We start from the raw sequence: 24,849 nt of genomic DNA on the forward strand, positions 1-24,849 counted from the left end.
CGTGTCCACCACCACGACGGCCGTCCGGACCCCGCGTCAGCGCGGGGGCCGGGCGGCCCACCCGTTCCTCCGCTACGCGCTCCGCCGCGTGCTCACCTCGCTGCTGCTGGTGGTGGGCGTGACCCTCGTCACCTTCATCCTGACCAACCTCGTGCCGGGCGACCCCGTGGCGGCCGCCCTCGGCCAGCGCGCTGCGGAGGATCCGGAGATCGTCGCGCAGTTCCGCGCCCAGTACGGTCTCGACCAGCCGCTCGTCGTGCAGTACTTCACCTACCTCGGCAACCTGCTGCACGGCGACCTCGGCGTCTCCACCACCACGCACAACCCGGTGGTCGCCGACCTGGCGAAGGCGCTGCCGGCCACCCTCGAGATCGCCTTCGGCGCAATCGTGCTCAGCGTGATCATCGGTGTGCTGTTCGGCACCGTCGCCGCCTACCGGCGCGGCAGGGCCTCCGACCACGTTCTGCGCGTCGTGTCGCTGGCCGGACTCAGCGTGCCGACCTTCTGGCTCGCGCTGGTCCTCTACTACGTCCTCTACTTCCAGCTGCGGATCGCGCCGGGATCCGGTCGGCTGAGCAGCGACTTCACCACGCCGCCGACGGTGACGGGCCTCTACACGGTCGACGCCCTGCTCGCCGGCCAGCTCGACACCTTCCTCGACGCGGCGTCGCACCTCTTCCTCCCCGTGCTCGTCCTGACGCTCTACACGGTGGGCCTGCTGACCCGGTTCGTGCGCACCGCGGTGCTCGAGATCCTCGACCAGGACTACGTGCGGGCCGCCCGCGCGAAGGGGCTGCCGAACCGCGCGGTCACCTTCTCCTACGTGCTGCGCGGGGCGAGCATCCCGATCCTCACCGTCGTGGGCCTCGCCTTCGGCAGCCTGCTCAGCGGCACCGTGCTCGTCGAGGCGGTCTTCGGCTGGCCCGGGATCGGCTCCTACGCCTACCAGGCCGCGTCGCACCTCGACCTGCGCGGCATCATGGGCGTCGGCCTGCTCATCGGCGTGATGTACCTGCTCGTGAACCTGATCGTCGACCTGCTGTACGGCGTGCTCGACCCGAGAGTGAGGCTGGCCTCGTGACGGATCCGCGAACCACCCGGTCCGACCCGCGCGACGGCGCTCCGGCCGGTCCGCGCGACGGCGTCGGTGCCGGAGTGCTCGACCCGGTCGCCGCCCCCGGCCCCCGCCTGCGTCGCCCCCGCCTGCGCCTGGGCCCCTGGTCGGCGCCGCTCGGACTCCTCGGCGCCGCCGTCGGCGTGCTCTGGATCCTCATCGCCGTGCTCGCCCCCGTCATCGCCCCGCACGATCCGCTCGCGCAGGACCTGCCCCTCCTCCAGGCGCCCGGCGAGGGCACGCTGATGGGGACCGACGCGCTCGGCCGGGACGTGTTCTCGCGCGTGATCTGGGGTGCCCGGGTCACCATCCCGCTCGCCCTGCTGCTCGTCGTGATGTCGGTGCTGATCGGCGCGATCGTCGGATCCGTCGCCGGATTCTTCGGCCGTGCGGTCGACGAGGTCGCGATGCGCATCACCGACCTCGTGATGGCGTTCCCCACGGTCATCCTGGCGATGGTGATCGCGGCCGCGCTCGGAGCGTCGCTCCTGAACGCGGTGCTCGCGGCGCTGATCGTGTCGTGGCCGTCCTACGCCCGGCTGACCCGCGGTCTCGTGCTCGGCCTCCGCTCGTCGAACTACGTCGTGTCCGGACAGCTGCTCGGCTTCTCGCCGCTGCGCTCCCTCGTCCGCGACATCGCGCCCAACATCGTCGGCCCGGTGCTCGTCCTGGCGAGCCTCGACATCGGCACGGCCATCCTCCTGCTGTCGGGCCTGTCGTTCCTCGGGCTCGGGGCGAAGCCGCCGACCGCCGAGTGGGGCTCGATGGTGTCGGACGCCATCCAGAACTTCGACGCGTGGTGGATCGGCGTCTTCCCGGGCCTGGCCATCCTCACCGTCGTCATCGCGTTCAACTTCGTCGGCGACGCCCTGCGCGACGCCCTGGACCCGCGGTCGCAGACGATCCGCGGAGGAGGCGCCACGCTGTGAGCGACGCACTGACCATCAGCGGGCTGCGCATCCGCACCCGCAGCCACGCCGTCGTGGACGGCATCGATCTGGCGCTGCGCCGCGGCGGCATCCACGGCCTCGCCGGCGAGTCCGGCTCGGGCAAGACCATGACCGCCCTGGCGGTGCTCGGACTGCTGCCCGGATCGATGACGGCCAGCGGGAGCATCCGCCTCGCCGACGACACCGGCGACGGCACGACGGAGCTCGTCGGCGCGTCCCGGCAGGTGCTCGGCACGGTGCGCGGACGCAGGGTCGCCATGGTCTTCCAGGACCCGTCGACGAGCCTGCACCCGCAGCTCACCGTGGGCCGCCAGCTCACCGACCACCTGCGCCACCACCTCGGTCTCGGCAAGGAGGCCGCGCGGTCCAGGGCCGAGGCCCTGCTCGAGCGGGTGCGGGTGCCGGACGCCCGGGCCTCCCTCGGGCGCTACCCCCACCAGTTCTCCGGCGGTCAGCGGCAGCGCATCGCGATCGCGGTGGCGCTCGCGTGCGAGCCCTCCGTGCTGCTGGCCGACGAGCCGACGACCGCGCTCGACGTGACCGTGCAGGCCGGAGTGCTGCAGCTGCTGCGGGAGCTGGTCGACGACGGCGGCTTGAGCATCCTGCTCGTCACCCACGATCTCGGCGTGATGAGCGCCGTGGCCGACGAGGTGACGGTGATGCGCCAGGGGCTCGTCGTGGAGTCGGCTCCGCGGGAGCGTCTGTTCACCGCGCCCGCGGACGAGTACACGCGGGCGCTGCTGGCGGCTCTGCCCGGCTCGAGCTTCGAGGAGAGCCCGGAGGAGCTGGTCGCCGAGCTCGTCGAGGGGCACGAGAGGGCCGCCGCCGCGGACGATCCGGGCGCAGCCACGGCAGGCGACGTCGAGAGGGGTGCGCGATGAGCGCGGGAGTGGTTCTCGAGGCCGATGGCATCGTGGTCGAGTACGGGCGGCGACCGCCGCTGCGTGCCGTCGACGGGGTCGGCTTCCGGGTGGCGGCCGGCGAGGTCGTGGCGCTGGTCGGAGAGAGCGGCTGCGGGAAGTCGAGCCTCGCGCGCGCCGTGGTCGGCATCGAGAAGCGCCGCGGTGGCGACGTGCGCCTGAACGGCGTCGACGTGCCCGCGCTCGGACTCCGTCGGCGCAGTCCGGCGATGACCGGCGTGCAGATGGTCTTCCAGGACCCGAACTCCTCGCTCAACCCCCGTCGCCGCATCGGCGAGCAGATCGGCGACGGCGTCCGGGCGGCACTCGCCCGGGGCGCCGAGGGCTCGGACCCGGCCGACTGGCTGCGCCGCGTCGGGCTCGACCCGGCGATGGCGAGCCGGTTCCCGCACGAGTTCTCCGGCGGCCAGAAGCAGCGCATCGCCATCGCGCGGGCCCTCGCGGCGCGGCCGCGGATGCTCGTGGCCGACGAGCCGATCTCGGCCCTCGACGCCTCGACCCAGACGAGCGTCGCCGCGCTGATGCGCTCGCTCAGCGTCGAGGCCGGCGCGGGCATGCTGTTCATCTCGCACGACCTCTCGGTGGTCCGGCGCATCGCCGACCGGGTGCTCGTGATGTACCGCGGCCGGGTCGTGGAGTCGGGGGGGACCGAGACGGTGTGGCAGAGCCCGCTGCATCCGTACACCCGGGCGCTGCTCGCGGCGATCCCGCTGCCGGACGGCCTGGGGCGGCTGCCGCTGGCTCCGCTCGACTCCGACCGGGCGGCCTGGCTCGAGGAGCTGCCCGACGCGCTGGAGCGGGCGGGCGCGTGAGCGCTGTGGAGGAGGCCCGGGCAGAGGAGTCCGCACTCTGGAGCATGCCGAGGGCCGTGAACCGCAGCCCGCTCCCCGGGGACGGCGCGTTCATGACCGCCGGCTGGGCCGATCCGGAGCCGGTGATCGACCCCGACGAGCCGGTGCTCGCCTACACCGCGGAGCGCCGGTCGCGACTGGCGCAGGCGCTGCCCGCCGAGCTGCTGATCGTCCCCGCCGGCCTGCCGCGGGTGCGCTCGAACGACAGCGACCACCGCTTCCGCCCGGGCACCGACCACGTGTGGCTGACGGGCAACGGAGTCGCCGAGAGCGTGCTCGTCGTCGACACGACGGGAGGGGAGGCCGGCTCGATCCTGTACCTGCGGGCTCCCTCCGGCCGCGACGGCGACGAGTTCTGGCAGAACGACGCGCTCGGCGACCTCTGGGTCGGGCCGCGGCCGTCGCTCGCCGAGACGCAGGCGGCGCTGGGCGTCGAGACCCGGCCGCTGGCCGACTTCACCCGCGACGTGGAGCGGGCCGCGCGGCGGGCCCGGCGCATCCGGGTCCTGCCCACCCTCGACGAGAGCGTCGACGAGCTGGTGCGGAGCATCTGCGGACCGGAGCTCGGACCGCACCTCGTGCTCAAGGCGACGCTCGACGAGCTGCGCCTGATCAAGAACGACTGGGAGATCGGACGGCTGCAGCTCGCCGTCGACGGCACGGCGCGGGGCTTCGACGACTGCCTCGAGGCGTGGCAGGTCGCCCGCGCGATGCCCCGCGGCGAGCGCTACCTCGAGGGCACCTTCGCCCGCCGCGCCCTGGTCGAGGGACAGGGGCCGGCCTACGGATCGGTCGTCGCCTCGGGAGCGCACGCCACGACCCTCCACTACACGCGGAACACCGGGCCCCTCGCCGACGGCGACCTCGTCCTGATGGACATGGGCGTCGAGCTGCCCTCGCTCTACGCCGCCGACATCACCCGCACCTTCCCGGTCAGCGGGGAGTTCACTCCGCTGCAGCGGGACGTGTACTCGATCGTGCTGCGCGCGCAGCAGGCCGGCATCGACTCCCTGCGCGCGGGAGTGCGCTTCCAGGACTACCAGGACGCGTGCGGGCGAGCCCTCACCGAGGGGTTGATCGACCTCGGCCTGATCCGCTGCTCCGTCGACGAGGCCATGGCCCCGTCCGCGTCGTACCACCGCCGGTGGAGCATCTCCCGCGCCGGGCACATGCTCGGGATGGACGTGCACGACTGCAACCACGCTCCGCACGAGACCTACCTCGGCGGAGTGCTCGCGGCCGGCCACACCCTCACCGTGGAGCCGGGCCTCTACTTCCAGCCGGGCGACCTGACGGTCCCCGCCGAGCTGCGGGGCCTGGGCATCCGGATCGAGGACGACCTCGTGGTCACGGAGACGTCGTCGATCCTGCTCTCGGCGGCGATGCCGCGCACGCCCGACGCGGTGGAGGAGTGGATGGCGAGGTTGGCGGGCTGAGAGATCGGGCCCTCGACGCGATCGGCCGACGCGGCCTACGGGAGCTGCGGGGGCGCGATCAGTTCGAGGAATCCGCCGAGGGCACCTTCGAGGTAGATGATGCGCGTGCCGGCTCGGGCGCCAGCGGTCATCCGGTGAGGTGTCCCGACCGGTCTCCAACCGTGTCCAGCGCAGAGCTCGAGGACACGATCGAGGTCCGAGACCGTGAGCGCGATGTGCACCGTGCCGACCTGTGCGGGCGAGCCGGCGGACTCGAGCTGTCGGGGCGGGTCGTACTGCAGCAGCTCCACCCGGTGGGGGCCGAGGGTCACCGTCGCTGCGCGGATCACGGCTCCACGGACGCCCGTGGTCGCCGCCGTGACGTCGACGTCGAGCGTGAAGGTGCGCTCGAGCACGAACCCGAGACCGGAGCACCACAGCACCAGCGCGTCGTCGAGGTCGGCCACGGTGAGACCGGAGTGAGCGACGTCGGAGACGAGGGGTGATGCCATGACATCAGTATCGAGCTCCGACACGCCTGCCTGAGGATGTGCGGCGCTCCTCACCCTCCCTGGGTGAGGCCGGTGATCCGGTTGATGGCGACGGCGACGACGAAGGTGCCGAAGAAGTAGGACAGCAGGGCGTGGGCCAGGGCTACGCGGCGTGAGGGGGTGGAGGACTGGGTGATGCTGCTCGCGCTGTAGGCCATCCCGATCGAGAACGCGGTGTAGGCGAAGTCGCTGTAGGACGGTTCCTCGTCCTGGTCGAAGTCGAAGCGGTGGCGGTCGTCGAGGTAGTACATGCGCGCGTACTTGAAGGCGTAGACGGTGTTGATGAGCGCCCAGGCCGCGACGACCCCGACGACCGCGAGGATCGCGGCCGCGGATCCGACGGGGTCCTTCTGCTGGCTGCGGAGGAGTGCGACGACCACGAGGACGAGGCTGAAGAAGGTGGCGGCGATGATGAGCGAGTCGACCAGCTTCCGGGACCGGTCCTCGTGGCGGGCGAGGTCGCGGGTGCGTTCCGGGCCGGCCGGCCACGCCGTCGACCAGGCCCAGACGAGGAACACCGCCGCGGCGATCGCCCAGCAGAGCAGAGGCGACAGATCGGGGACCGCAGTGGACCCTGAGCGCTCGGGCCGGAGATCCTTCAGACGGGCACGATCGGCCCCAGCACATTGAGCGCGACGACGGCCACCAGCTGGACGACGCCCGCGGTGACCAGTCGACCACCGAGGTGCGACGTGTCAGCGGGCCGCTCGGTCACCGAGCCGATCCGTACTGCTCCCGACGTCGTCCGGCACGTGAGTCAGGATGTCGCCCACCTGGCAGCCGAGGACCTCGCAGATGGCGTCGAGTGCTGAGGCACTCACACCATCCTCCTGCGAAGAGGGGGCGGTGTCAGCCGGAGAGGGCAGTGCCCGAGAGCGGGTGGGTCAGTCGTCGTCGCTGTCGGGCGCGGGTGCCTGATCGGTGCTGGTGCTCGAGGTGGAGTCGGACCAGACGGCTTGTGCGCCGGAGTCGCCGATGCGGATCACGTCGATGGTCGCTCCGACGGAGATGGCGATCGCTGCGACGGCGAGCACGATTCCGACGAGGGGGCGGCGGGTGGTGGCGGCTCGGTCCTCGGTTCGTCGCGTGCGGCGGAACCAGAGCCACTGGACCAGGGCGACGAGGAACAGGCCGGCAGCCCAGGGGAGCAGGTGGTCGCCGAGCTCGGTGTGCTTCTCGAGGATCGCGGACGGCTCCGTCTGTCGCTCGAGCGCTTCTCCGGCCTGCGTGGTGAGCGGGACGGCGATCAGCGCGGCGAGGGCGATGATCGGGGTGAGGATCCCGAACTTGCGGCGGGCGGCCGGCCAGAGGCTGCCGAGGATGAGCATCAGTGCGGCGAGGGGGAGCAGAACCACGACGGCGTGCACGAGGAGCGGGTGGAGGGGGAGGCCGTTGATCTGCCAGTCGTTCATCGGGGGCGCCTTCGGTCGAGAGGGGGGCTGTCCTCGTGACGCTAACGCGCCCCGCCCTGCGCGCTCTGCCGTTGGACGTGTTCGTGTGAGCCCTCGAACGATCACTCGCCCGTCCTCCGAGCCGACTCCCCGCTTCACCGCCGATATGCGAGGAGCCGACCGAGCGGAGTCAGGACGTGTGCCGGCTCGCCGGTGCGATCAGGCGGCGGAGCCGGTCGGTCACGAGAAGGGCACCGGCGGCGTCGATGGTGAGGACGTCGACGTCGAAGCGGTCGGTGACGGTGTCGAGCGTCCCGACGCCGCCGGCGAGGATCGCGGTCGCGAGGACGTCGGCGGTGACGATGTCCTCGGCGATCACGGACACCTGCACGAAGGGGACGTCACCGGGCTCGGCAGGTCGGCGCCAGACGTGCTCTCCGCGTTCGGCGGCCCCGGAGGTGGCGATCGCGCGGCGACCGTCGCCGAGGGGGACGATGCAGAGCAGCGCCTGCCGGTCGCCGGGATCCACGATCCCGATCGTCCAGCTGTCGGCGGGCGAGGTGAGGACGTCTCCCCCGACATCGAGGAGCCATTCGCCGTCGCCGAGCAGCCGGGCCGCGTGCGCCATGGTGGTCGCTTTGACGGTTCCGGCGAGGTCGATGACCCCGTCGGGCCGGTGCGGGGTGAAGGCGCCGTCCGTCGCCGTTCGCCAGTGCAGCGATTCGGTGTAGGCGGTCCGCATCTGCTCGGACGCGGCCGTCAGCGCGAGCTCGCCGCGGGCGATCCGGGACGCCTCCGACTCCGGCCGGTACAGGCTGAAGCGGGCGTCGGCGTCGGCGAAGACGGCTTCGACGTCGCCGACCGGGGTGTCGTCGGCGGCGCGCAGGCTGACGACGGTGCCCATCGTCGTGAACGTGTGCACGGTCAGAGTCCGGCCTGGTCGATCGCCGATTGCAGGGAGGTGAGGTACCCGTCGCTGGTGTAGGTCGCTCCGCTGACCGCCTGCACGTTCGCGGACTGGGCGGCGAGGACTTCTTGACGCAGGATCGGCGCGGCCCGGTGCGAGATCGACACGGACCGGCCGTCCTTGTCCGTGAGGTGCACGGCCGTGACGTCGGTGATCTGCCCGCCGGCGACGGTGATCGCGACCTGCACAGCGCCGAAGCGAGTCGGAACAGATGAGCCGGTCCACGTGCCGTCGGCCGAGGCGGACGGGCTCGCAGTGGCCGTCGAGCTCGTACCGGCCGACGGGTCGGTGGGCGCGCCGGCGGAGGGCGTCGTCGAGGCGGGGGCGCCGGCCGGGGTCGGCGTGGTCACCGCGGGAGCCGCTCCTTCCGTGGCTGTGGTGGCGCTCGTCCCGGTGGCGAGCGGGGAACCGGTGGCGCCGGCGGATCCCATCTGCCAGCCGCCGACGAGGACGGCGAGGGAGGCGAGGACGCTGGCGACTGCTGCTCGTGTTCTCACCAGTCGAACCTCTCCACGTGGATCTGCCGGTCGGGCAGGCCTGCCGCTCGCGCGTCGCGGACGACGAGGTCGGCCCAGGCGGTGGGACCGCAGACGAACAGGTCGGAGTCGAGCAGGCCCGGCAGCGCCGAGGCGAGCGTCACACCGCGGGCGATGGACTCGGCGGACATCCACGTCGCGAGCCCTGCGGGCCGCCGGCCGATCATCCCGAACAGTGCGCCGTGGCTGCTGCGGACCAGTGTCTGTGTCTCGTCCCAGAGGTAGGTCTGGGAGTCGTCGGTGGCGCGCAGCAGGACGGTGGCCTCGCCGGGGCGCAGGCCGCCGTGCTCGAGGAGCGCTCGAGCGGGGGTGATGCCGATGCCGGCGGCGATGATCGCGAGGCGCGGGGCGGTGCGGGCGACGTCGGTGAAGATCCCGTAAGGGCCCTCGATCGAGACCGCGGTCCCGGAGCGCAGTCGTGCGAGCCGGTCGGTCCCGGCTCCGAGTGCGCGGACGGTGATCCGCGCGCGAGTGTCGGTCGGGACGGCGGAGAAGGAGATCGGGTGGGCGTGCCACCAGGTGCCGTGGCTCCAGAACCGCCAGATCGCGTACTGCCCGCCGATCACGCCGAGGCGGGAGAGGTCGCGGCCGGAGAGGTGGATGGAGAAGACGCCGGGGGCGATCGTCTCGACGGCCTCGACCCGGATCCGGTGCCGCAGCGTCGTGAGGACCGGCACCGCGAACCGGAACCTGGCGATCGCTCCGAACGCCAGGACGTAGAGGGCGAGCCAGTAGACGCGCTGCGGGGTGCTCTCGGCGAGGACCTGGCCGGCGGAGAGCTGGTGGGGGACGGCGACGAGGACCGCCGCGTAGCTGAGGAGGTGGATCGCGTGCCACGCCTCGTACGCGAAGCGGCGGCGCACGGCGACGAGGGAGGTGACGACGACGAGCACCAGCAGGGTGCTGCCGAGCAGCGCCAGGACCATGTCGGCGCCGGAGTACAGAGCGAGTGTCTCGTTCCACAGCGTCAGCCCGTCGGTGAGGGCGTAGCCGACGGTGAGCAGGGCACCGTGCCCGAGGATCAGAGACAGGGCGGGCTTGCCGAGGCGACGGTGCAGCGCCATCGCGGTGTCCTGGCCGAAGGTGCGATCGATCCAGGGGATCCGGGCGGCGAGGACGAGCATGACCAGGATCAGGTCGGTGCCGACGAGGCCGGCGACGATCCCTGCGGCCGTGAGAGCTCCGGCGATATCGGTGGCCTCCGCGGGCCCGCCGGCTGCGAGGTAGAGCGCGATGGCGAGGGCGACCGAGACCCAGCTGGCGGTGACGAGCGCGTCCGCGGAACGCAGGCGCCGACGCAGGGATCGCTCGCGGTCGGCCTGCGACCGCCGCAGCGTGGTCGGCGCGTGGGGTGCGGGTGCGTCGGTCGGTCGGATCGTGGTGCTCACGGCGGCGCCCTCCGGTCGGTGTCGCATGCGCCGACCTCGGGTTTCCGGGGGCGCGCTCCTACCGTCGCGGGGGAGTCTTGGTGTCGACTATGAGGGATGCGTGCCGATTCCCCGCCGGAGCCCGATTCGTGTTCGAGGTCTCACATGTCACCGCTCGGGCAGCACGACCGTCACCGTCACTCCGGCGGGTCGACAGTTCTCGATGGTGACCGATCCGTCCGCGGTGTCAACGAGAGCTGCGACGAGGGCGAGCCCGAGCCCGCTGCCGCCGTCGCGGCTGGTGCGCGCCTCGTCGGGTCGAGAGAAGCGCTCGAACGCGTGCGGCACGAACTCCTCCGGGATGCCGTGCCCAGTGTCCCGGACGCTCAGCTCGAGGGTGGAATCGTGCTGCTCGAGGAGGAGGGTGATGCGTCCGGCAGGAGGTGTTGCGGCGATCGCATTCGCGCCGAGATTGTCGAGGATCCGCGAGAACGCGCTCACCGAGAGCGGGTAGGGCGCGTCGGCGCGCTCGATCGCGGTATCGAGCTCGATGTCGGGGCCGGTGCCGCCGGTGATCGTCCTCAGCCGGTCGACGGAGTCCATCAGCTCGGTCTCCAGCTCGCTCGCCGTCGCGCGCGCGGTGACGGGCGGGGCGGCGTCCAGCCGGGAGAGCTCCAGGAGGTTCGTCGCCAGGCGGGACAGGCGGGCGAGGGACCCCTCGGCGGCGCGAATCTCTTCTTCGAGGGCGTCCGCGTCGCCGAAGTGCCGGTGCGCGAGTTCGAGCTGGGTGATGACGACTGCCAGCGGCGTGCGGATCTCGTGGCTTGCCGCGGACACCATCTGCCGCTCCCGATCGGCGGTGTCCCGCGTCCGAGCGATGAACGCGTTCAACGTCTCCGCCAGATCCGACAGCTCATCAGTCGCCGGGCCTACGGGAAGCTCGCCGCCGTGCCGGTCGCCGAGCGACGCGGCGGTGCGGCGCATCCGCTCGACCGGACGCAGGGCGGCGCCGGTGAGCAGCCATGCGGCGAGGGCGGACAGGATCACGAGGGCCGCGGCGCTGACGAGCAGCGTCCGGTCCAGGGCCGCGACGGTGAGGTCGCTGCCGGCGCCGCTGCGAGCCGCCCACAGCTCCCACGTGCCCGCACTCGTGTCCAGGGTCCGGGAGACGATCGTGAACCGGACGTCCTCGTCGGTCATCACCGTCGAGGTGCCGTCGCTGCCGGTGCTGCGCTCCAGAACCTCGTGGACGTCGTGCGGCATCGTATCGACGGGGACCGCTCCGCCGGGAGCGCGCGCGAAGATCAGGATCCCCTCGGCCGGAGGGTCGGGGGTCTCGGTCGGGTCCGATCCCAGATCGGCGAGATACGGGGCGAGGTCGCCCTCGGCGAGGGTCACCTCGGACGCGACGACGATGCTGCGGAACTGCCCGTGCAGCACGAGGGTGATCACGCCGACCCCGATCAGCGCGACGAGGAGGCTGCCGAGGGTGATCCGGGAGCGGATCGACAGGGAGCGCAGCAGCCTCACTCGGCGCGCTCCAGCCGGTATCCGGCGCCGCGGACGGTCGTGATCCGGAGGCCTGTGTCGGCGAGGGCGAGCTTCTTGCGGAGGTAGCTGACGTACTGATCCACGAGGGTCGGCTCGAACGTCTCCGTAGACCCCCACACTTCGGCGAGGATCTCCGTCCGGGTCAGTACCTCATCGAGATGCACGGCGAAGAAGCGCAGCAGCGTGAGCTCCTTGACACTCAGCGCGAAGGGACGCTCTCGGACCGTCGCGCGCACGGACAGGGCATCCAGGCGCAGCGCTCCGATCTGGACCACTGGCTGCGGGCCGCTGGCTCGGCGCCGGATCTGTGCGCGGATCCGGGCGCTCAGCTCGCCGAAGTGGAACGGCTTGGTGACATAGTCGTCGGCGCCCGAGTCCAGCCCGAAGATCCGGTCCTCGACGGCGTCCCGCGCCGTGATCAGCACGACCGGGACGGTGCTGCCCGACTCCCGCATCCGTCGGCAGACCTCGAACCCGGTCATCCCTGGCAGCATCACGTCGACGACGGCGACATCGACGTCTCCCGCGGTGAAGGCGATCAGCGCGTCGACGCCGTTGTCGACGAGCTGCACGTCGTAGCCGTCCTCCCGCAGTCCCCGCTCGACGAGGGCACCCATCTGCGGGTCGTCCTCGACGACGAGGATCCGGGACATCAGACTGCGCCGGACGTGCCGAGCAGCAGGCCGATCAGGAACGTCGCCGCGAGGGCCAGAGCGCCGCCGACGACGATGCGGATCATCGGGCGCAGAGCCGGGCTGCCGCCGACCCGTGCGCTGATGTATCCGGTCGCGGCGAGGGCGATCAGCACCACGGCGAAGGTCACCGGAACCCTCCAGTCCGGCGGAGGGAGCAGGATCGCCAGCAGCGGCAGCACGGCTCCCAGGAGGAACGCCAGCGCCGAGGCGCCGGCGGCGGCGAGCGGGCTGGCGACCGCTTCCTCGTTCAATCCGAGCTCCGCTTCCAGATGTGCGGTCAGAGCGTCGTTCTCGGTCAGCTCGCGGGCGACCTGATGCGCTGTCTCCGGGGTCAGGCCACGCGCTCGATAGAGCCAGGCGAGTTCTTCCAGCTCCCCGTCGGGGTCCTCGGCCAGCTCGACCCGCTCCTTCGCGATCAGTGCGCGCTGGCTGTCGCTCTGGCTGCTCACCGACACGTACTCGCCGAGCGCCATCGAGATCGCACCGCCGACGACCCCTGCGACGCCCGCCGTCAGGATCGGTGCCGTGGCGGTCGTCGCTCCGGCGACACCCACGACGAGAGCGGCGACCGAGACGATGCCGTCGTTCGCGCCGAGCACGCCCGCTCGCAACCAGTTCAGCCGCCCTGAAATCGCGCTGTCGTGCGGTTCCGCGCGGGGCGAGGAGGGCTGAGGCGTGAATGGGGTCGACATGAGGGCCATGCAAGCACCCACCCCTCGGAAGCGCTAGCCAGAAAAGCCTGCCCAATCCCGTCGGTGCTGCCCCGGCTGAGAAGAGACGCAGGGAAGAGGCAGAGCCCAGCGCCGGCCGGGAGCTACGGTGCCAGCACATCCCGGACCGAAGGAATCACCATGCCGCTCATCCGCATCGACCTGATCGAGGGCCGCTCCGACCAGCAGATCACCGCACTCGGTGACGCGCTGATGCGCACCCTCGTCGAGGTGTACGGCCTCCCGGAGCGTGACCGCTTCCAGATCGTCACCGAGCACAAGCCCGGCCGGCTCACCGCCCTGGACGTCGGACTCGGTATCGAGCGGTCCGAGCAGATCGTCATCATCCAGATCTTCACCCAGGCCGGCCGCAGCACCGGGGAGAAGCAGGCGTTCTTCGCCGCCCTCGCCGCCGCGCTCGAGGAGGTCGGCGTCGACAGCGCCGACCTCGTCATCGGCTTCGTCGAGAACACCGCAGCCGACTGGTCCTTCGGCTACGGCCGAGCGCAGTATGTCACCGGCGAGCTCGCAGCGCCCGGCAGCGCTTGACGACGAGGTCCGGAGGAGGAGCGCCGCCGGCGACACAAGGATCGTTCACTGGTCGGAGTCGATCAGCCTGCTAAGCGTCCCATCCCGAGAGGCTGCCCTGGAGGTCGTAGTCGCTTGACGATGTGAGCCCGTCGTGGTCATCACGGCCGACATCGGCCGGGTCGACGTGTTCCAGGAAAACTGGCGTGCTCGGTGTGATCAGCGCCCAGACGCGGTGCTGCTGCAGGCCAGGGATCTCGATCATGCCGCCGCCTACGCGGGCAGCCTCCTCGATCGCACGTTCGAGCTCTCCGAGGTTCGTCTCGCCGGCGAGGTAGAAGTGGCGGGTGCCGATAGTCAGTTCAAGTGGTCGCATGAGTCCCCTCGTTCTGCCGCTCACGTCACAGTAGGCGCTGAACTCGGCTTCTCAGCAGGGTCTCGCCTAAGCAGAGTGCGCGTAAGACGAAGAGGGTCTCCAGATCGTTGCCCCGTAAGGGGATCGTTCACAGACACATCGAGGGACTGGCGACGTTCGTCCGTGCAGTCTGGGACGAAACCGTGCTCTGAGGGCATTCACTACTGAGGGGGTGATGTCGGATGGTCGGTGCTACTGAGGTGACGCTGGTGGATCGTCTTCGCGGTGGTGACCCTTCGGCGCTGGATGCTCTCTTCCGGATGCACGGCCGCGCGCTCTACCGCGCCGCGGGAAGCTTCCTCGCGGACGCCGGTCATGCCGAGGACGTCGTGCAGGAGAGCTTCTTCCTGCTCTGGCAGCGCCGCTCGGGCGTGCGCATCGTGGGGAAGTCGGTGCTGCCCTGGCTGCTGGTCACGGTACGCAACCTCAGCTTCTCGACCAATCGCCGCGAGCAGCGCCGACGCCACCTGCCCCTCTCCGACGACACCGCCTCTCGCGGCGTCGACGCGGAGGCGAGCGAGCGGCTGCTGGACGTGCGACGTCTGGTCGAGCAGATGAGCGCGACGGACCGTGCGATCTGGACGGCGTGCATCGAGGACGACCTCAGCTACAGCGATGCCGCGCGTTCCCTCGGCCTGTCCCACGGGACGGTCCGCAATCGCCTCTCGCGGGCACGGGCATCGGTGACGAGAGCCCTGACGGAACGGACAGAGGACCATGGACAGTCGTGACCTGAGCGATGAGCAGCTCGAGCGCATCAGCGCACGCCTCGCGGACCGAATCCGCCGCCGCCGACGTCTTCGCCAGGCCGCGGCGGTGACGCTCGCCGGCATCGCCGGCGCCGTCCTCAGCGCGGCAGTCCTCACGGCGGTGACGACGGAGCGCGGCACTCCGGTCGCAGCGCCCGTCACCTGCTGGGAACAGGACGGGCAGGGCGTTGCCCTGTCGGGCGAGATTCAGACGCCCGCGAAGCAGTCCACTGCGTCGCTCGCAGCGGCGTGCGCTGCGCTCACGGGGACCGACGCAGACGGGACTGACGCAGCCTTGTTCTCCCTCGCAGGAACTCAGGTGTGCCAGGAGGGCGGCCGGATCGAGATCTTCACGGGACTGACCACCGCGGTCGACTGCACCAATCCGCCCGCGACGCAGACCGGAGTGGACCAGTGACCGTCAGGCGGGCGAGAGTCCTCCCCCTCATAATCCTCTGCCTCTCCGCGGCGCTCCTCGTCAGTGGATGCGCGACGAGCGCCGGCAGCCCCGGTTCCCCACCGACGACGCAGATACCCGGCGAGCTGCTCAGCGCCGAGGACGCGACCAGGTCCGTCTACGAGACCACCTCGGTCATCGGCGATCAAGGATCAGGCGGATGGCTGCTCGATCACCCCGTCAGCCTTCGCATCATCGGCATCGACGGCCGGTCGAAGCTCAGCGTCGACGGGCCGTGCAACACGCTGGCCTACGACCTCCAGTCCGCGGGGCTGCAGACGTCCGTGTGGGTCGTCAGCGGGGGCCCCGCGACGACCTACGTCGGCTGCCTCGCCGCCGCTGGCGAACGAGAGCAGTGGCTGATGGACGTCCTGGGCACCAAGGACGTCAGCCTCACCCAGACCTCCACGACGATGCGCATCCGCTCCGGCCCCGTCACCATCGACGCCACCGCCAGCATGACCCCCATCTCCACCGAGACGCCTGCCCAACCAACGGAGACGACGGAGGCCCTGACACCCACCGTCCCGACACAGGGCCCGCCGGGCACCCCCATCGCCGCCGCCGCCTCTGAGGGGCCGATCATCGACGTCCAGCAGCTGACAAATCCGGCGCTCGACCTGGCCAACGGCACCGGAAGACTCCTCTCGACGCTCAGTGCGGAGGAGAAGAAGCAGTACCCGATCTACGCGGTCGGAACCACGTACGAGGAGCTCGCCGCGTATGACCCCGCTCTCGCGGACCACTACTGGGTCGCACAGGACGAGCCGGTCTGGGCGCTGACCGTGCACGCGCCCGCGGAGAGAACAGACGTGCCCTATGGCTTCGACCTCCATCGGGTGGACGTCTTCACCGCCGTCTACGACGGGATCAGCGGAGAGCTCCTGACGTCACAGGGCGATGTCGACCTCGCGTCTCTCGGTGCGCCCGGCGAGCTGATCACCGCCGGATAGATCCTTAGTTACCGTCCGTATGGGAATCCCCAAACGGGACGCCAGAGGCGATGCGGATGAGGCGAAGCGCGCGATTGCTTGGTGGCGCGCTCGCTACGCTCACGTGATGGTCGGCCTCTCGCAGTGGCGCCGGCGAGCTGACGCTCGCCGTTCGCGCCGCGCCCGGTTCCGGGTTCTGCTCGCTGAGGTTTGTGGTGAGTGCTCGCACCCCTGGGTGGAGCACCTCGCGGACGCCGGCCTGGTCGGCAGCCCCGTGTGCTCGGAGTGCGTCTACGAGCTCGAGCATGGGTTCAGTAGCGGACCGATTTGTCACCGACCGGTTCCGATCGATGTGTTGAGTCGCGCCGATGCCGCTGCGGCGGCGGCAGGGCAGGGCGGCAGTGATCAATTGGTCGGAGGAGGCCAGATTCGGGTCGCAAAAGAAGACCTTGACGCCTCATGTCAGCGTCCGGCGAGAGTGGTCAGCAGGTCCTGGATGCTCGTCTTCTCGACAACCGGGTCGGGGCTGCCGGCGCGGACGGAGGAGAGAACGGGGTCGATCTGCTGGTCGACGTAGGTCCACGTCTGGCAGTTCGCGGCGCTCAGTGCGGGCTCCGCGTCGTCCCAGGCGGTCTCAAGGTCGGTGGCGCGGGCTTTCGCGCCGGCCTGATCGCCGCTGGTGACGAGGGCGAGGGTGTCGGCGGTGATCGTCTGGAAGTTCTGCACGTCGGCGGAGGGGAAGTCGGTCTGAACGGATGCCTTCGCGTCAGCTGCGGACAGCGTTCCCGACGCATCGCAGGCCGGGGCTGCGCCTTCCGGTGCCGGACTGGTGTGCGGCTGGCTGTTGGTGAAGGCGAGCAGCCCGACGACGGCGACGGCGAGGACCGCGAAGGCGACGAGTGAACGGCGTTCGCGGGCGACTGGCGTGGTGTAGTGCTCGGATGCGCCCTTGTCGACATCGGCCTTGCTGAGGGAGAGGTAGACGACGGTGGCGAGGATCGCGAGCAGGAAGATGATGCTGGTGACGAAGGTGCCGAGCCCGAGGCCCTGCTCGTCGGGGGAGAGGCCGAGCCAGTCGCCGATATTGGCGCCGAGGGGGCGGGTGAGGATGTAGGCGATCCAGAACGCGAGGACCGGGTTCGCGCCGTAGCGCCAGAGGCCGGTGACGATCGCGAGCAGCGTGAGGGGCAGGAGGATCGAGACGCCAGGGCCCCAGCCGGTGAGCTCGAGAGTCCAGTCGCCGAGGGCGGTGCCGAGCGCGAAGGTGACCAGGACGGTGACCCAATAGAACGCCTCCCGCGGGGTGGTGTCGATGCTGTGGATCGAGAGGGTGCGCTCCTTCGAATACCAGACGCCGAACACGATCACGAGCAGCAGCGAGAAGACGAGGGAGCTGGCCCAGAGAGGCACTCCGAGCTGGTCGGTGAGGATGTCGGTGAGCAGGGTGCCGGTGACGCTCATCACCACGACAGTCAGCCAGTACGCGGCGGGCACGTAGCGTCGCAGCCGCATCTGCACGGCGAGCACGACCGCGGTGACGATGATGAAGATCACAGCCGTCGCGATGAGGCCGACGCCGAGGACCATGTTGATCCAGTCGGCGAAGCTCTCACCGACCGTGGTGCAGAGGATCTTGATTATCCAGAACCAGATCGTGACCTCGGGGACCTTGCTGAGCAGCCGCCGGCCGCGGGACGGTGCTGCCGTCGTTGAGATGTCCATGCCCGCAGAGTCCCAGCCGGGACGTGGGCGGCGGCTCGGGATGCGCCGTGCTGCGTTGTGTTTGCTCACAACGACCCGAAGCTCCGCGGTTCGACCAGGTCGGTACCGAGCCGATGGGCTCAGGTTCTGTGCTTTCACAACGGATGCGGGGGAATCCTCCGCACCCGGAGCCCGCGCATTCGTAGCGTGGACTCCTCCGGCGTGCTGCGCGCCGAGCGAGGAGGACGGCACTGATGCCGAACAGCGGACCCCCGGCCGATGGTGCGATCGCCTATCGGGCGGCGCGACGCTGGCCGCTGATCTCGGCGGGCCTCGCGGTGCTGCTCACGGGACTTCTGGCCGCGCTGATCTTCTACCGGGAGCACGACAAGCCGTTCGGGTTCGACACCGCGTGGATGAACGAGATCATCGAGCACCGGTCGACGTTCTGGTTGGTGCCGTCGCTGGTGATGAACAGCCTCGGCGGCGGGATCGTCGGCACGATCGTGATTCCGCTCGTCGTGTTCGTGGGGCTGCTGGTCTGGCGGGGTCGGTGGGCGGCGACGTACTTCGCGATCGCCGCGCCGCTGAGCGGGCTGCTGGTGCAGATCCTCAAGAACGCTGTCGGTCGTCCGCGGCCGCTGGAGATCCTCGTGAACGCCGACTTCGGCTCGTTCCCCTCCGGCCACAGCGCGAACGCCGCCACGACCGCGATGGTCCTCGCGATCGTCTTCCCGCTGTGGTGGGTCCGCATCGCCGGAGCCCTTTACACGGTGGCGATGATGCTCAGCCGCACCTACCTCGGTGCGCACTGGATCTCCGACACCGTCGGCGGGCTGCTCCTGGGCGCCGGGGTGGCGTTGATCGTCTGGGCGCCGCTCGCGGTCAGGCTGCACACCGAACGTGCTGCATCACCGTCGTTCCGTTGGCGGCGCTTCTCCGGGCACCGTCCGACCAGATGACGGCGGAAGGCAGCGGGCAGCGCTGCCGGTGAGCGGGTCGCTGTGCGCTTGTTCAACGGACCCGGCGAAGCCCCCAGCCCCGGGTGCCGCAGACTGGCCGACCATGGCGGCATGACGCATCTCACCGATCAGCGCCGCCCTCCGCTCCCTCGGATCCGCTCCCGCCTCCTCGCCGGCCGCTACGCCGCCTCGACGGTGCCCGAGGCGACGGCGCTGTTCTGGGTCCTCAAGGTGCTGACGACGGGGATGGGCGAGACGGCGTCGGACTTCCTCGCGACCGCGTTCGACCCGGTGATCGTTGTCGGAGTGACCGGGCTCGCGTTCCTCGCCGCGCTGGCGCTGCAGTTCGCAGCCCGCCGGTACGTCCCCTGGGTGTACTGGCTGGCGGTGCTGATGGTGAGTGTCTTCGGCACGATGGCCGCCGACGTGCTGCACGTGGTCGCCGGTGTCCCGTACCTCGTCTCCACCCTCGGGTTCGCGGTGGCTCTCGCGGCGGTCTTCCCCGTGTGGTGGCGGGTGGAGCGGACGCTGTCGATCCACTCGATCACGACGCCGCGCCGGGCCGCGTTCTACTGGCTCGCCGTCTCGGGGACGTTCGCACTCGGCACCGCAGCGGGCGACCTGACCGCGTCGACCCTCGGCTTCGGCTACCTGCCCTCCGCCGTCCTGTTCGCGGCGATCATCGCGATCCCCGCTCTCGCACACCGGTTCACGGGGCGGAACGCGGTCCTCGCGTTCTGGGCCGCCTACGTCGTCACGCGACCGCTCGGCGCCTCGGTCTGCGACTGGCTCGCGGATCCCGTCGCCCAGAAGGGCCTGGGCCTGGGCACCGGCCCGGTCACGCTCGCGGCCCTCGCGGTGTTCCTGCTGCTGGTCGCGGTGATCGCGCTCCGCCGACCGCGCGCGGCCGTCACGGCGACCCCCTGAGCGCTGGGCTCAGGCGTCGCGTCCGGCGCGGTTCTTCTGCCGCCAGTAGGTGAGGGCGATGCCGGCGAGGCTGAGAACGACGATGCCGACGAGGACGATGTCGATGTACTTCCCCACGAAGTCCGCGACGCCGGGGATCTGCCCGAGGAAGAAGCCGAGGAGGATCACGCCGGTGGACCAGACGGCGGCGCCGAGTGCGTTGAAGCCGACGAAGTGGCCGTAGTGCATCTTCCCGACGCCCGCGGCGACGGGGGCGAAGGTGCGCACGACCGGCACGAAGCGGGCGATGGTGACCGCCCAGCCGCCGAACCGGTCGAAGAACGACTGGGTGCGGGCGACGCTCGAGCGGCTGAAGAGCCCGCTGTCCTTGCGCTCGAAGATCCGCGGCCCGCTCGCGCGGCCGATGACGAACCCGAGCTGGTCGCCCAGGAACGCGGCGGCGGCGACCATCAGGATCACCAGCGGCACCGGCAGGGAGATCACGCCGGTCGCGACGAAGACACCGGTGAAGAAGAGGAGGGTGTCACCGGGGAGGAAGAACCCGATCAGCAGGCCCGTCTCGACGAAGGCGATCAGGCAGACCAGGGCGATCGCCCAGGGGCCGGCGCCGTCGAGGAGGGATTGGGGGTCGATCATCGGTTCTCCTTGCGAGAGGTCGGGTGGGGCTGCGTCGCGGGGATGCGGACGTCGACACCGAGGCCGTGGGGGGCGAGGTTGCGGAGTCGGAGCTCGCCGCCGGCGGCGCGGCTGAGACCGGCGACGATCGCGAGCCCGAGGCCGGCGCCGCCGTCGCGGGAGCGGGCGGCATCCGGGCGGGTGAAACGGTCGGTCGCGACCGCGAGGAACGCGTCAGGAACGCCCGGGCCGTCGTCGTCGACGGAGAGGACGATCTCTTCGGCGCGCTCGACGAGGGTCGCGCTGACGCTGCCGCCGTCGGGCGTCGCAGTGACGGCGTTCGCGAGCAGGTTGTCCAGGATCCGGCCGAAATCGGTCGGGGAGATCGGGTACCGGGCGGCGACGATCGAGGCGGGGGCGACGAAGTCGATCGCGAGGTCCCGCTCGCGGGCGAGCATCCGGGCGCGGTCGACGCTGTCGGCTACCTCCTCCCGCAGAGCCGCCGAGGAGGCGTCGCCGGTAGCGATGCCAGCGTCGATCCTCGACAGGATCAGCAGCCCGTCCGTCAGGGACTGCAGGCGGTCGATCGAGCGGCGCGCGTCGACGACGTCGGCGTAGAGCGCCGCCGGATCGTCGCGGACGCGCTCGGCGAGCTCGAGGCGGGTGCGCAGGGCGGCGAGGGGGGTCCGCAGTTCGTGGCTCGCGTCGGCGACGAGCCGCCGCTCCCGGTCCGCGGACTCCCGCAGATCCGCGATCAGCGCGTTCAGGGTCGCGGCGAGGTCGGAGAGCTCGTCGCGGGCGGGCCCGACGGGGAGGAGCTCGGTGGAGCGGCCGTGGCGTAGCCGGTCGGCGATGGCGCGCATGCGGCCGACGGGGCGCAGCGCGAGGCCGACGAGGAGCCAGGAGGTGGCGGCGAACGCGACGAAGAGGATCGCGAGGGCGATCAGCAGGGTGGTGCTGACGCCGCCGACGACGGCCTCGGCGGTGTCGCGGCTCTCCTCGATCAGCGCCTGCGACGCTCCCGAGCGGACCAGCTCGATCGTGGAGGCATCGAGGATGTGATCGAGCTGCTCGCGCACGACGACCGCGACGATCCCGAAGAACAGCATCGCGACCAGCAGGCTCGACACCGTGATCCGCACCCGGATCGACAGGGACCGCCAGCTCACGGCGTCACCCCGAGGCGATAGCCCGCACCCCGTCGGGTGAGGATCTCGACCGACGCCCCGCCCGCGGCCAGCTTGCGGCGGAGGTAGCTGATGTACTGCTCCGCGATGTTGTGGTCCACGACCTCCGCCGACCCCCACACCTCGAGCAGGATCTCCTCCCGCGGCACGAAGTCCCCGGCGCGCGCCGCGAGCGCGCGGAGGACGCCGAACTCCTTGGGGCTCAGAGGCAGGACGGCGCCGTCGACCGTCGCGGCGTGCGCGTAGGGGTCGACGCGCAGATTTCCCAGCACGACCGGTGCCCGGTTCGTGAGGTGCTCTCTGCGGATCATCGCTCGGAGGCGGGCGGAGAGCTCCTCGAAGTGAAACGGTTTCGCGAGGTAGTCGTCGGCGCCCGCGTCGAGGCCGAACACGCGGTCCTGCAGGGCGTCGCGGGCGGTGAGCATGATCACCGGGAGCGTGGCACCGCTCGCGCGCAGGTGCCGGCAGATCTCGAAGCCACTCATCCCCGGGAGCATCACGTCGAGGATCGCCGCGGAGTAGTCCGCTTCGCGCGCCGAATTGAGCGCGTCGACCCCGTTCGAGAACAGGTCGACGTCGTAGCCGTCGCCGGTGAGGCCCCGCTTGATGAGCTCGCCCATCTCGACGTCGTCTTCGACGACCATCACCGCGTCACGCATCCAGGCCTCCTACGGTCATGCTCGCACCGGTGGCGCGGCGGAACTGGCCTACTCCGCGGAGATATGCGGCTTCTCAGCGGTACGCACTGCATACAAAGGCAGCACGTGCGGCCCGATGGAGCAGCACGCCCCTGGTGCGCAGACGATCTCGGACGCGGGCACCGACATGGACGCCGACCTCCGGTCGACGCGGTGCTGTGCGCTGTGCGCATTTTTGCCTGGAAGCCTTCGGCAACGTACGGGCCTGCGGCGTCCACGCAAGCCGCTGCGCGGCCGGCTCCTCCGACGTTCTCGGCACGCGGTCGCTGCGCTCCCTCACATCGCGCCGACAACCTCTCCTCCTCCGCCCTCCGGGTTGCGCTCCCACCTCCGACCCTGCTCGGCACTACGTGCCTTCCAGGCAAAAAAACGCTGGGAGAGAAGGAAGAACAACAACCTCGCCGCCGACCCCGAGGCCGTGCAGGCGGGCCGCGTGCAGATCGTGAAGCTGCGCGTCATCGAGAACACCGGCGAATACCGCGCGGGGGAGTGGACCCCGCACGACGCCCCGACCACGCACTACGTGGAAGCGAAGTTCGAACTCGGCGAGCACGTGCTCGCCTCCCTCCACAAGGGAGACGCCGTGATCGTCGTCGGCTACGAGCGCACCGTCGCCTGGGGAGAAGGAGAGAACCGCCGCACCGGCCGCGTCCTCGAAGCCGACGCCATCGGCCCCAACCTCACCCGCGCGACCGCCGTCGTCACCACAACCACCCAACGCGCACCCCGCCGCAGCGCCGCCTCCGCGGCTGAGTAGGACTCGGTCCTCCGAGATACTCCGCCATCCGCCGCAGAGTTCGCCGTTCTACGGCCTATATTCGCGGTTCTCCGTAGAGGACGGAGGCGGTCCGGGGTTGGGCTGCTGGAAGCTGCCCACGCCCAGAGCGGCGAGTCCCGCGGACACCGCCGCGCCCAGAAGGCGGAAGACGATCACGAATGCCTTTCCGACGAACTTCAACACGTTTGCCATCACGAGACCATCGCTTTCCGGAACTGATCGCAACGCTAGTGGTTCCGAGCGAATCCCGGTGGGTTCTACTCCCAGCCGTTCGCGATCCGGACCGCGTAGAGGTGACGTGATCCTCCGGGATCGCTGCGCGCACTTCCGGGATCGCCGCGGCGCTCGTCGCCGCGTTGCTGCGCACCACCGTTGATGCCGATTCCGCGCGCGTCCGGTGTGCCAGTTCCCACATGCCTCCATCGTCGCATCCGACGCTGACACGACCCGCTCGAGCGTGGGGGCCGGCGGCGCCGGCCCGTGAGGGGCGACCCCCTCACGCTCCCCGGTGTCCCGTTCCGGGGCGCGAGCTGCACTCGCGCAGCGGCGACGGAGCACCGCCAATGGGAGGCCGCGATGCGGCCCGTTCCATCCGTTTTCTGCACCTCTCCGCGGTTCCAACCTATTTCGCTCCACCGGCTGCGTGCCACCGATCCCGGACGCGCCCTACGGGCTTATTTCGCCCGTGATCGGTGTCACTCCGCCGGCTCCACTCAAACGGTTTTCCCCGCCGGAGAGGCAAAGAAAAACGATCAGTTAGGAGCAGGAGCAACACACATGGACACCCTCGAAGCGATCCTCCGTGACCAGATGGTCACCTACCTCGTCAGCAAGAACATCCTCTGCCCGCGCACCGGGGCCGTTCTCGACTCGCGCACCTGTGTCGTCTTCAACGACGCGGACGGGGATCCCGCGGTCGTCATCTCGCCCGAGGGCTGGCAGCAGATCGCGAAGGAGCCCGCCACCCTCGACCGCCTCGCGGAGCGCGGGATCACCGTCGACATCAACACCGCGCTGGCCGCAACCCGCTGAGAGGAACAGACCATGTACCGCACCGACACCGACACCGGCCTCGCGACCCCCGATCAGGTCGCCCTCATCATCACCGACCAGCGCGCTCACTGGGACCAGAACGCCGACGACAGCGACGACGTGATGCTCGCCGCCGTCCGCAACGCCCACGCCCTGCCGGGCGCCGAGCCCGTCGAGGACGACGGCTCCGCCCTCGCCGCCGCACTGATCGCGTTCCTCACCCCGGACCCCGCCCGCACCGCACCGGTCATCGACGCCGACACCGGATGCGCGACGCCCGAGCAGATCGGCCTCATCGTCGCGTTCGAGCGCAACTACTACGAGGAGCACGAGAGCTACAGCACCGAACGGCTGCTCGCGGGCGTCCGCAACACGCTCACCCTCCCCGGGGTGTGGGTGCTCGGAGGGTTCCCCGTCCGGGAGGACGGCACCGACCACGCCGCCGCGCTGATCGCGTTCCTCATCCCGGCGGTGACTACGTGATCGAGCGCAGCCGTGTCGATGAGCGGCCCGGGGCCGCGCGCGCGGCTCATCAGCTCTCGCGCCTGTCCAGCGGCCGACTCCAGCAGGAGGCCGACCGTGTGCGCCTGCACGGCGAGCGGCTGACGGGGCTGAGTCGGAAGACGAGCCGCCGCCTGATCGAGCAGGAGGAGGCGATCCGAGCGAACCGGATCGCCGCGGCGGACAGCGCCGCTGAGCGGCGGCTCATCGTCGGAGTCGTCATCGCGACGGGCGCTCTTCTCGCGGTCGGGCTGCGGCTGATCCTCACCTCAGGGCAGCTCCCTCCTCTGTTCTGACGAGCGGGCCGCGCTGACTTGTTGTCATGCTTACAAGTCGGACCTCGCCCACC

Annotated in this window: 30 protein-coding genes; 15 read left to right on the forward strand and 15 right to left on the reverse strand. The window is 70.7% G+C overall.

Features of this window, described 5'->3' with window-relative positions; translation table 11 throughout:
- Position 1: 1 nt before the first annotated feature.
- Genes C5D04_RS00240 through C5D04_RS00260 form a run of 5 tightly spaced genes read left to right on the forward strand, consistent with a single transcriptional unit; the run spans position 2 to position 5,271 of the window.
- Complete coding sequence (locus C5D04_RS00240; protein WP_104223257.1) at positions 2-1,081, forward strand: ABC transporter permease; 1,080 nt, start codon at positions 2-4, stop codon at positions 1,079-1,081.
- Positions 1,078-2,043 carry an ABC transporter permease gene (locus C5D04_RS00245; protein WP_258068796.1) on the forward strand — a complete coding sequence of 322 codons (966 nt, stop codon included), beginning with the start codon at positions 1,078-1,080 and terminating at the stop codon, positions 2,041-2,043. The genes C5D04_RS00240 and C5D04_RS00245 overlap by 4 nt, the downstream gene beginning before the upstream one ends.
- Positions 2,040-2,945, forward strand: coding sequence for an ABC transporter ATP-binding protein (locus C5D04_RS00250; protein ID WP_104347005.1), 906 nt, complete (start codon positions 2,040-2,042; stop codon positions 2,943-2,945). The genes C5D04_RS00245 and C5D04_RS00250 overlap by 4 nt, the downstream gene beginning before the upstream one ends.
- Complete coding sequence (locus C5D04_RS00255; RefSeq protein WP_104347006.1) at positions 2,942-3,796, forward strand: ATP-binding cassette domain-containing protein; 855 nt, start codon at positions 2,942-2,944, stop codon at positions 3,794-3,796. Before C5D04_RS00250 ends, C5D04_RS00255 begins: the two co-directional genes overlap by 4 nt.
- A gap of 56 nt (positions 3,797-3,852) precedes the next feature.
- Complete coding sequence (locus C5D04_RS00260) at positions 3,853-5,271, forward strand: aminopeptidase P family protein (RefSeq protein ID WP_219814995.1); 1,419 nt, start codon at positions 3,853-3,855, stop codon at positions 5,269-5,271.
- A 35-nt stretch (positions 5,272-5,306) separates the two neighbouring features.
- Here the strand turns inward: C5D04_RS00260 and C5D04_RS00265 are convergent, their stop codons facing one another.
- The 10 genes from C5D04_RS00265 to C5D04_RS00310 form a co-directional block, all read right to left on the reverse strand.
- Positions 5,307-5,762, reverse strand: a complete 456-nt coding sequence (locus C5D04_RS00265) for a VOC family protein (protein WP_104308035.1) — start codon at positions 5,760-5,762, stop codon at positions 5,307-5,309.
- Positions 5,763-5,812: 50 nt separating this feature from the next.
- Entirely contained in the window at positions 5,813-6,403 is a 591-nt protein-coding gene (locus C5D04_RS00270; protein WP_104347007.1) for a DUF1345 domain-containing protein, read from the reverse strand.
- A 93-nt stretch (positions 6,404-6,496) separates the two neighbouring features.
- The gene (locus C5D04_RS18845; RefSeq protein WP_181065426.1) at positions 6,497-6,622 is read right to left on the reverse strand and encodes a helix-turn-helix transcriptional regulator; all 126 of its coding nucleotides are present in this window, start codon (positions 6,620-6,622) and stop codon (positions 6,497-6,499) included.
- 63 nt (positions 6,623-6,685) lie between these two features.
- Positions 6,686-7,213 carry a DUF2231 domain-containing protein gene (locus C5D04_RS00280; protein ID WP_104226519.1) on the reverse strand — a complete coding sequence of 176 codons (528 nt, stop codon included), beginning with the start codon at positions 7,211-7,213 and terminating at the stop codon, positions 6,686-6,688.
- 169 nt (positions 7,214-7,382) lie between these two features.
- Positions 7,383-8,114 (reverse strand): FAD:protein FMN transferase, encoded by a 732-nt coding sequence (locus C5D04_RS00285; protein ID WP_258066080.1) that lies wholly within the window; start codon positions 8,112-8,114, stop codon positions 7,383-7,385.
- A 2-nt stretch (positions 8,115-8,116) separates the two neighbouring features.
- On the reverse strand, positions 8,117-8,656 hold the full coding sequence (locus C5D04_RS00290; RefSeq protein ID WP_258059424.1) for an FMN-binding protein: 540 nt from the start codon (positions 8,654-8,656) through the stop codon (positions 8,117-8,119).
- Positions 8,653-10,083, reverse strand: a complete 1,431-nt coding sequence (locus tag C5D04_RS00295; protein WP_258068797.1) for a ferredoxin reductase family protein — start codon at positions 10,081-10,083, stop codon at positions 8,653-8,655. Before C5D04_RS00295 ends, C5D04_RS00290 begins: the two co-directional genes overlap by 4 nt.
- Positions 10,084-10,230: 147 nt before the next feature.
- The gene (locus tag C5D04_RS00300) at positions 10,231-11,592 is read right to left on the reverse strand and encodes a cell wall metabolism sensor histidine kinase WalK (protein WP_104347009.1); all 1,362 of its coding nucleotides are present in this window, start codon (positions 11,590-11,592) and stop codon (positions 10,231-10,233) included.
- The gene (locus C5D04_RS00305) at positions 11,589-12,266 is read right to left on the reverse strand and encodes a response regulator transcription factor (RefSeq protein WP_104226516.1); all 678 of its coding nucleotides are present in this window, start codon (positions 12,264-12,266) and stop codon (positions 11,589-11,591) included. Before C5D04_RS00305 ends, C5D04_RS00300 begins: the two co-directional genes overlap by 4 nt.
- The gene (locus tag C5D04_RS00310) at positions 12,266-13,009 is read right to left on the reverse strand and encodes a VIT1/CCC1 transporter family protein (RefSeq protein WP_104226515.1); all 744 of its coding nucleotides are present in this window, start codon (positions 13,007-13,009) and stop codon (positions 12,266-12,268) included. The genes C5D04_RS00305 and C5D04_RS00310 overlap by 1 nt, the downstream gene beginning before the upstream one ends.
- A gap of 150 nt (positions 13,010-13,159) precedes the next feature.
- Here C5D04_RS00310 and C5D04_RS00315 point away from each other — a divergent pair, with 150 nt between their 5' ends.
- Positions 13,160-13,567: a tautomerase family protein gene (locus C5D04_RS00315; RefSeq protein ID WP_104325996.1), complete on the forward strand. Its 408-nt coding sequence runs from the start codon at positions 13,160-13,162 to the stop codon at positions 13,565-13,567.
- Between the two features lie 70 nt (positions 13,568-13,637).
- On the opposite strand, the gene C5D04_RS00320 is transcribed toward C5D04_RS00315, so the two are convergent.
- Complete coding sequence (locus tag C5D04_RS00320) at positions 13,638-13,922, reverse strand: hypothetical protein (protein ID WP_104325995.1); 285 nt, start codon at positions 13,920-13,922, stop codon at positions 13,638-13,640.
- Positions 13,923-14,161: 239 nt separating this feature from the next.
- On the opposite strand from C5D04_RS00320, the gene C5D04_RS00325 reads away from it, so the two are divergent.
- From C5D04_RS00325 to C5D04_RS00335, 3 genes are read left to right on the forward strand one after another with little or no spacing between them, the layout of a single operon-like run.
- Positions 14,162-14,692: an RNA polymerase sigma factor gene (locus tag C5D04_RS00325; protein ID WP_181137643.1), complete on the forward strand. Its 531-nt coding sequence runs from the start codon at positions 14,162-14,164 to the stop codon at positions 14,690-14,692.
- Complete coding sequence (locus tag C5D04_RS00330; RefSeq protein WP_104257594.1) at positions 14,679-15,128, forward strand: hypothetical protein; 450 nt, start codon at positions 14,679-14,681, stop codon at positions 15,126-15,128. The genes C5D04_RS00325 and C5D04_RS00330 overlap by 14 nt, the downstream gene beginning before the upstream one ends.
- Positions 15,125-16,120 (forward strand): hypothetical protein, encoded by a 996-nt coding sequence (locus tag C5D04_RS00335; RefSeq protein WP_104347010.1) that lies wholly within the window; start codon positions 15,125-15,127, stop codon positions 16,118-16,120. Before C5D04_RS00330 ends, C5D04_RS00335 begins: the two co-directional genes overlap by 4 nt.
- A gap of 441 nt (positions 16,121-16,561) precedes the next feature.
- Here C5D04_RS00335 and C5D04_RS00340 read toward each other — a convergent pair whose 3' ends face one another.
- On the reverse strand, positions 16,562-17,821 hold the full coding sequence (locus C5D04_RS00340) for a hypothetical protein (RefSeq protein WP_104226509.1): 1,260 nt from the start codon (positions 17,819-17,821) through the stop codon (positions 16,562-16,564).
- Between the two features lie 233 nt (positions 17,822-18,054).
- Here C5D04_RS00340 and C5D04_RS00345 point away from each other — a divergent pair, with 233 nt between their 5' ends.
- Both C5D04_RS00345 and C5D04_RS00350 read left to right on the forward strand, forming a co-directional pair.
- A complete protein-coding gene (locus C5D04_RS00345) occupies positions 18,055-18,762 on the forward strand; it encodes a phosphatase PAP2 family protein (RefSeq protein WP_181068049.1) in 708 nt (235 codons plus the stop codon).
- A gap of 111 nt (positions 18,763-18,873) precedes the next feature.
- A complete protein-coding gene (locus C5D04_RS00350; RefSeq protein ID WP_104347011.1) occupies positions 18,874-19,689 on the forward strand; it encodes a hypothetical protein in 816 nt (271 codons plus the stop codon).
- Positions 19,690-19,698: 9 nt separating this feature from the next.
- Here the strand turns inward: C5D04_RS00350 and C5D04_RS00355 are convergent, their stop codons facing one another.
- Genes C5D04_RS00355 through C5D04_RS00365 form a run of 3 tightly spaced genes read right to left on the reverse strand, consistent with a single transcriptional unit; the run spans position 19,699 to position 22,150 of the window.
- Entirely contained in the window at positions 19,699-20,325 is a 627-nt protein-coding gene (locus tag C5D04_RS00355; protein WP_104226507.1) for a DedA family protein, read from the reverse strand.
- The gene (locus C5D04_RS00360) at positions 20,322-21,473 is read right to left on the reverse strand and encodes a HAMP domain-containing sensor histidine kinase (protein ID WP_258068799.1); all 1,152 of its coding nucleotides are present in this window, start codon (positions 21,471-21,473) and stop codon (positions 20,322-20,324) included. The genes C5D04_RS00355 and C5D04_RS00360 overlap by 4 nt, the downstream gene beginning before the upstream one ends.
- Positions 21,470-22,150, reverse strand: a complete 681-nt coding sequence (locus tag C5D04_RS00365) for a response regulator transcription factor (RefSeq protein WP_104347012.1) — start codon at positions 22,148-22,150, stop codon at positions 21,470-21,472. The genes C5D04_RS00360 and C5D04_RS00365 overlap by 4 nt, the downstream gene beginning before the upstream one ends.
- Before the next feature lie 355 nt (positions 22,151-22,505).
- Between C5D04_RS00365 and C5D04_RS00370 the strand changes: the two genes are divergently transcribed.
- The 4 genes from C5D04_RS00370 to C5D04_RS00385 all read left to right on the forward strand — a co-directional run bounded on the left by C5D04_RS00370 (position 22,506) and on the right by C5D04_RS00385 (position 24,796).
- Positions 22,506-22,946 (forward strand): hypothetical protein, encoded by a 441-nt coding sequence (locus C5D04_RS00370; protein ID WP_146076860.1) that lies wholly within the window; start codon positions 22,506-22,508, stop codon positions 22,944-22,946.
- 798 nt (positions 22,947-23,744) lie between these two features.
- Positions 23,745-23,999, forward strand: a complete 255-nt coding sequence (locus tag C5D04_RS00375) for a hypothetical protein (RefSeq protein ID WP_104308045.1) — start codon at positions 23,745-23,747, stop codon at positions 23,997-23,999.
- 12 nt (positions 24,000-24,011) lie between these two features.
- Complete coding sequence (locus C5D04_RS00380; RefSeq protein WP_104326317.1) at positions 24,012-24,482, forward strand: hypothetical protein; 471 nt, start codon at positions 24,012-24,014, stop codon at positions 24,480-24,482.
- Complete coding sequence (locus tag C5D04_RS00385; RefSeq protein ID WP_104260266.1) at positions 24,479-24,796, forward strand: hypothetical protein; 318 nt, start codon at positions 24,479-24,481, stop codon at positions 24,794-24,796. Before C5D04_RS00380 ends, C5D04_RS00385 begins: the two co-directional genes overlap by 4 nt.
- Positions 24,797-24,849 lie beyond the last annotated feature (53 nt).

Source organism: Rathayibacter sp. AY1D2 (assembly GCF_002932695.1).
Classification (GTDB): Bacteria; Actinomycetota; Actinomycetes; order Actinomycetales; family Microbacteriaceae; genus Rathayibacter.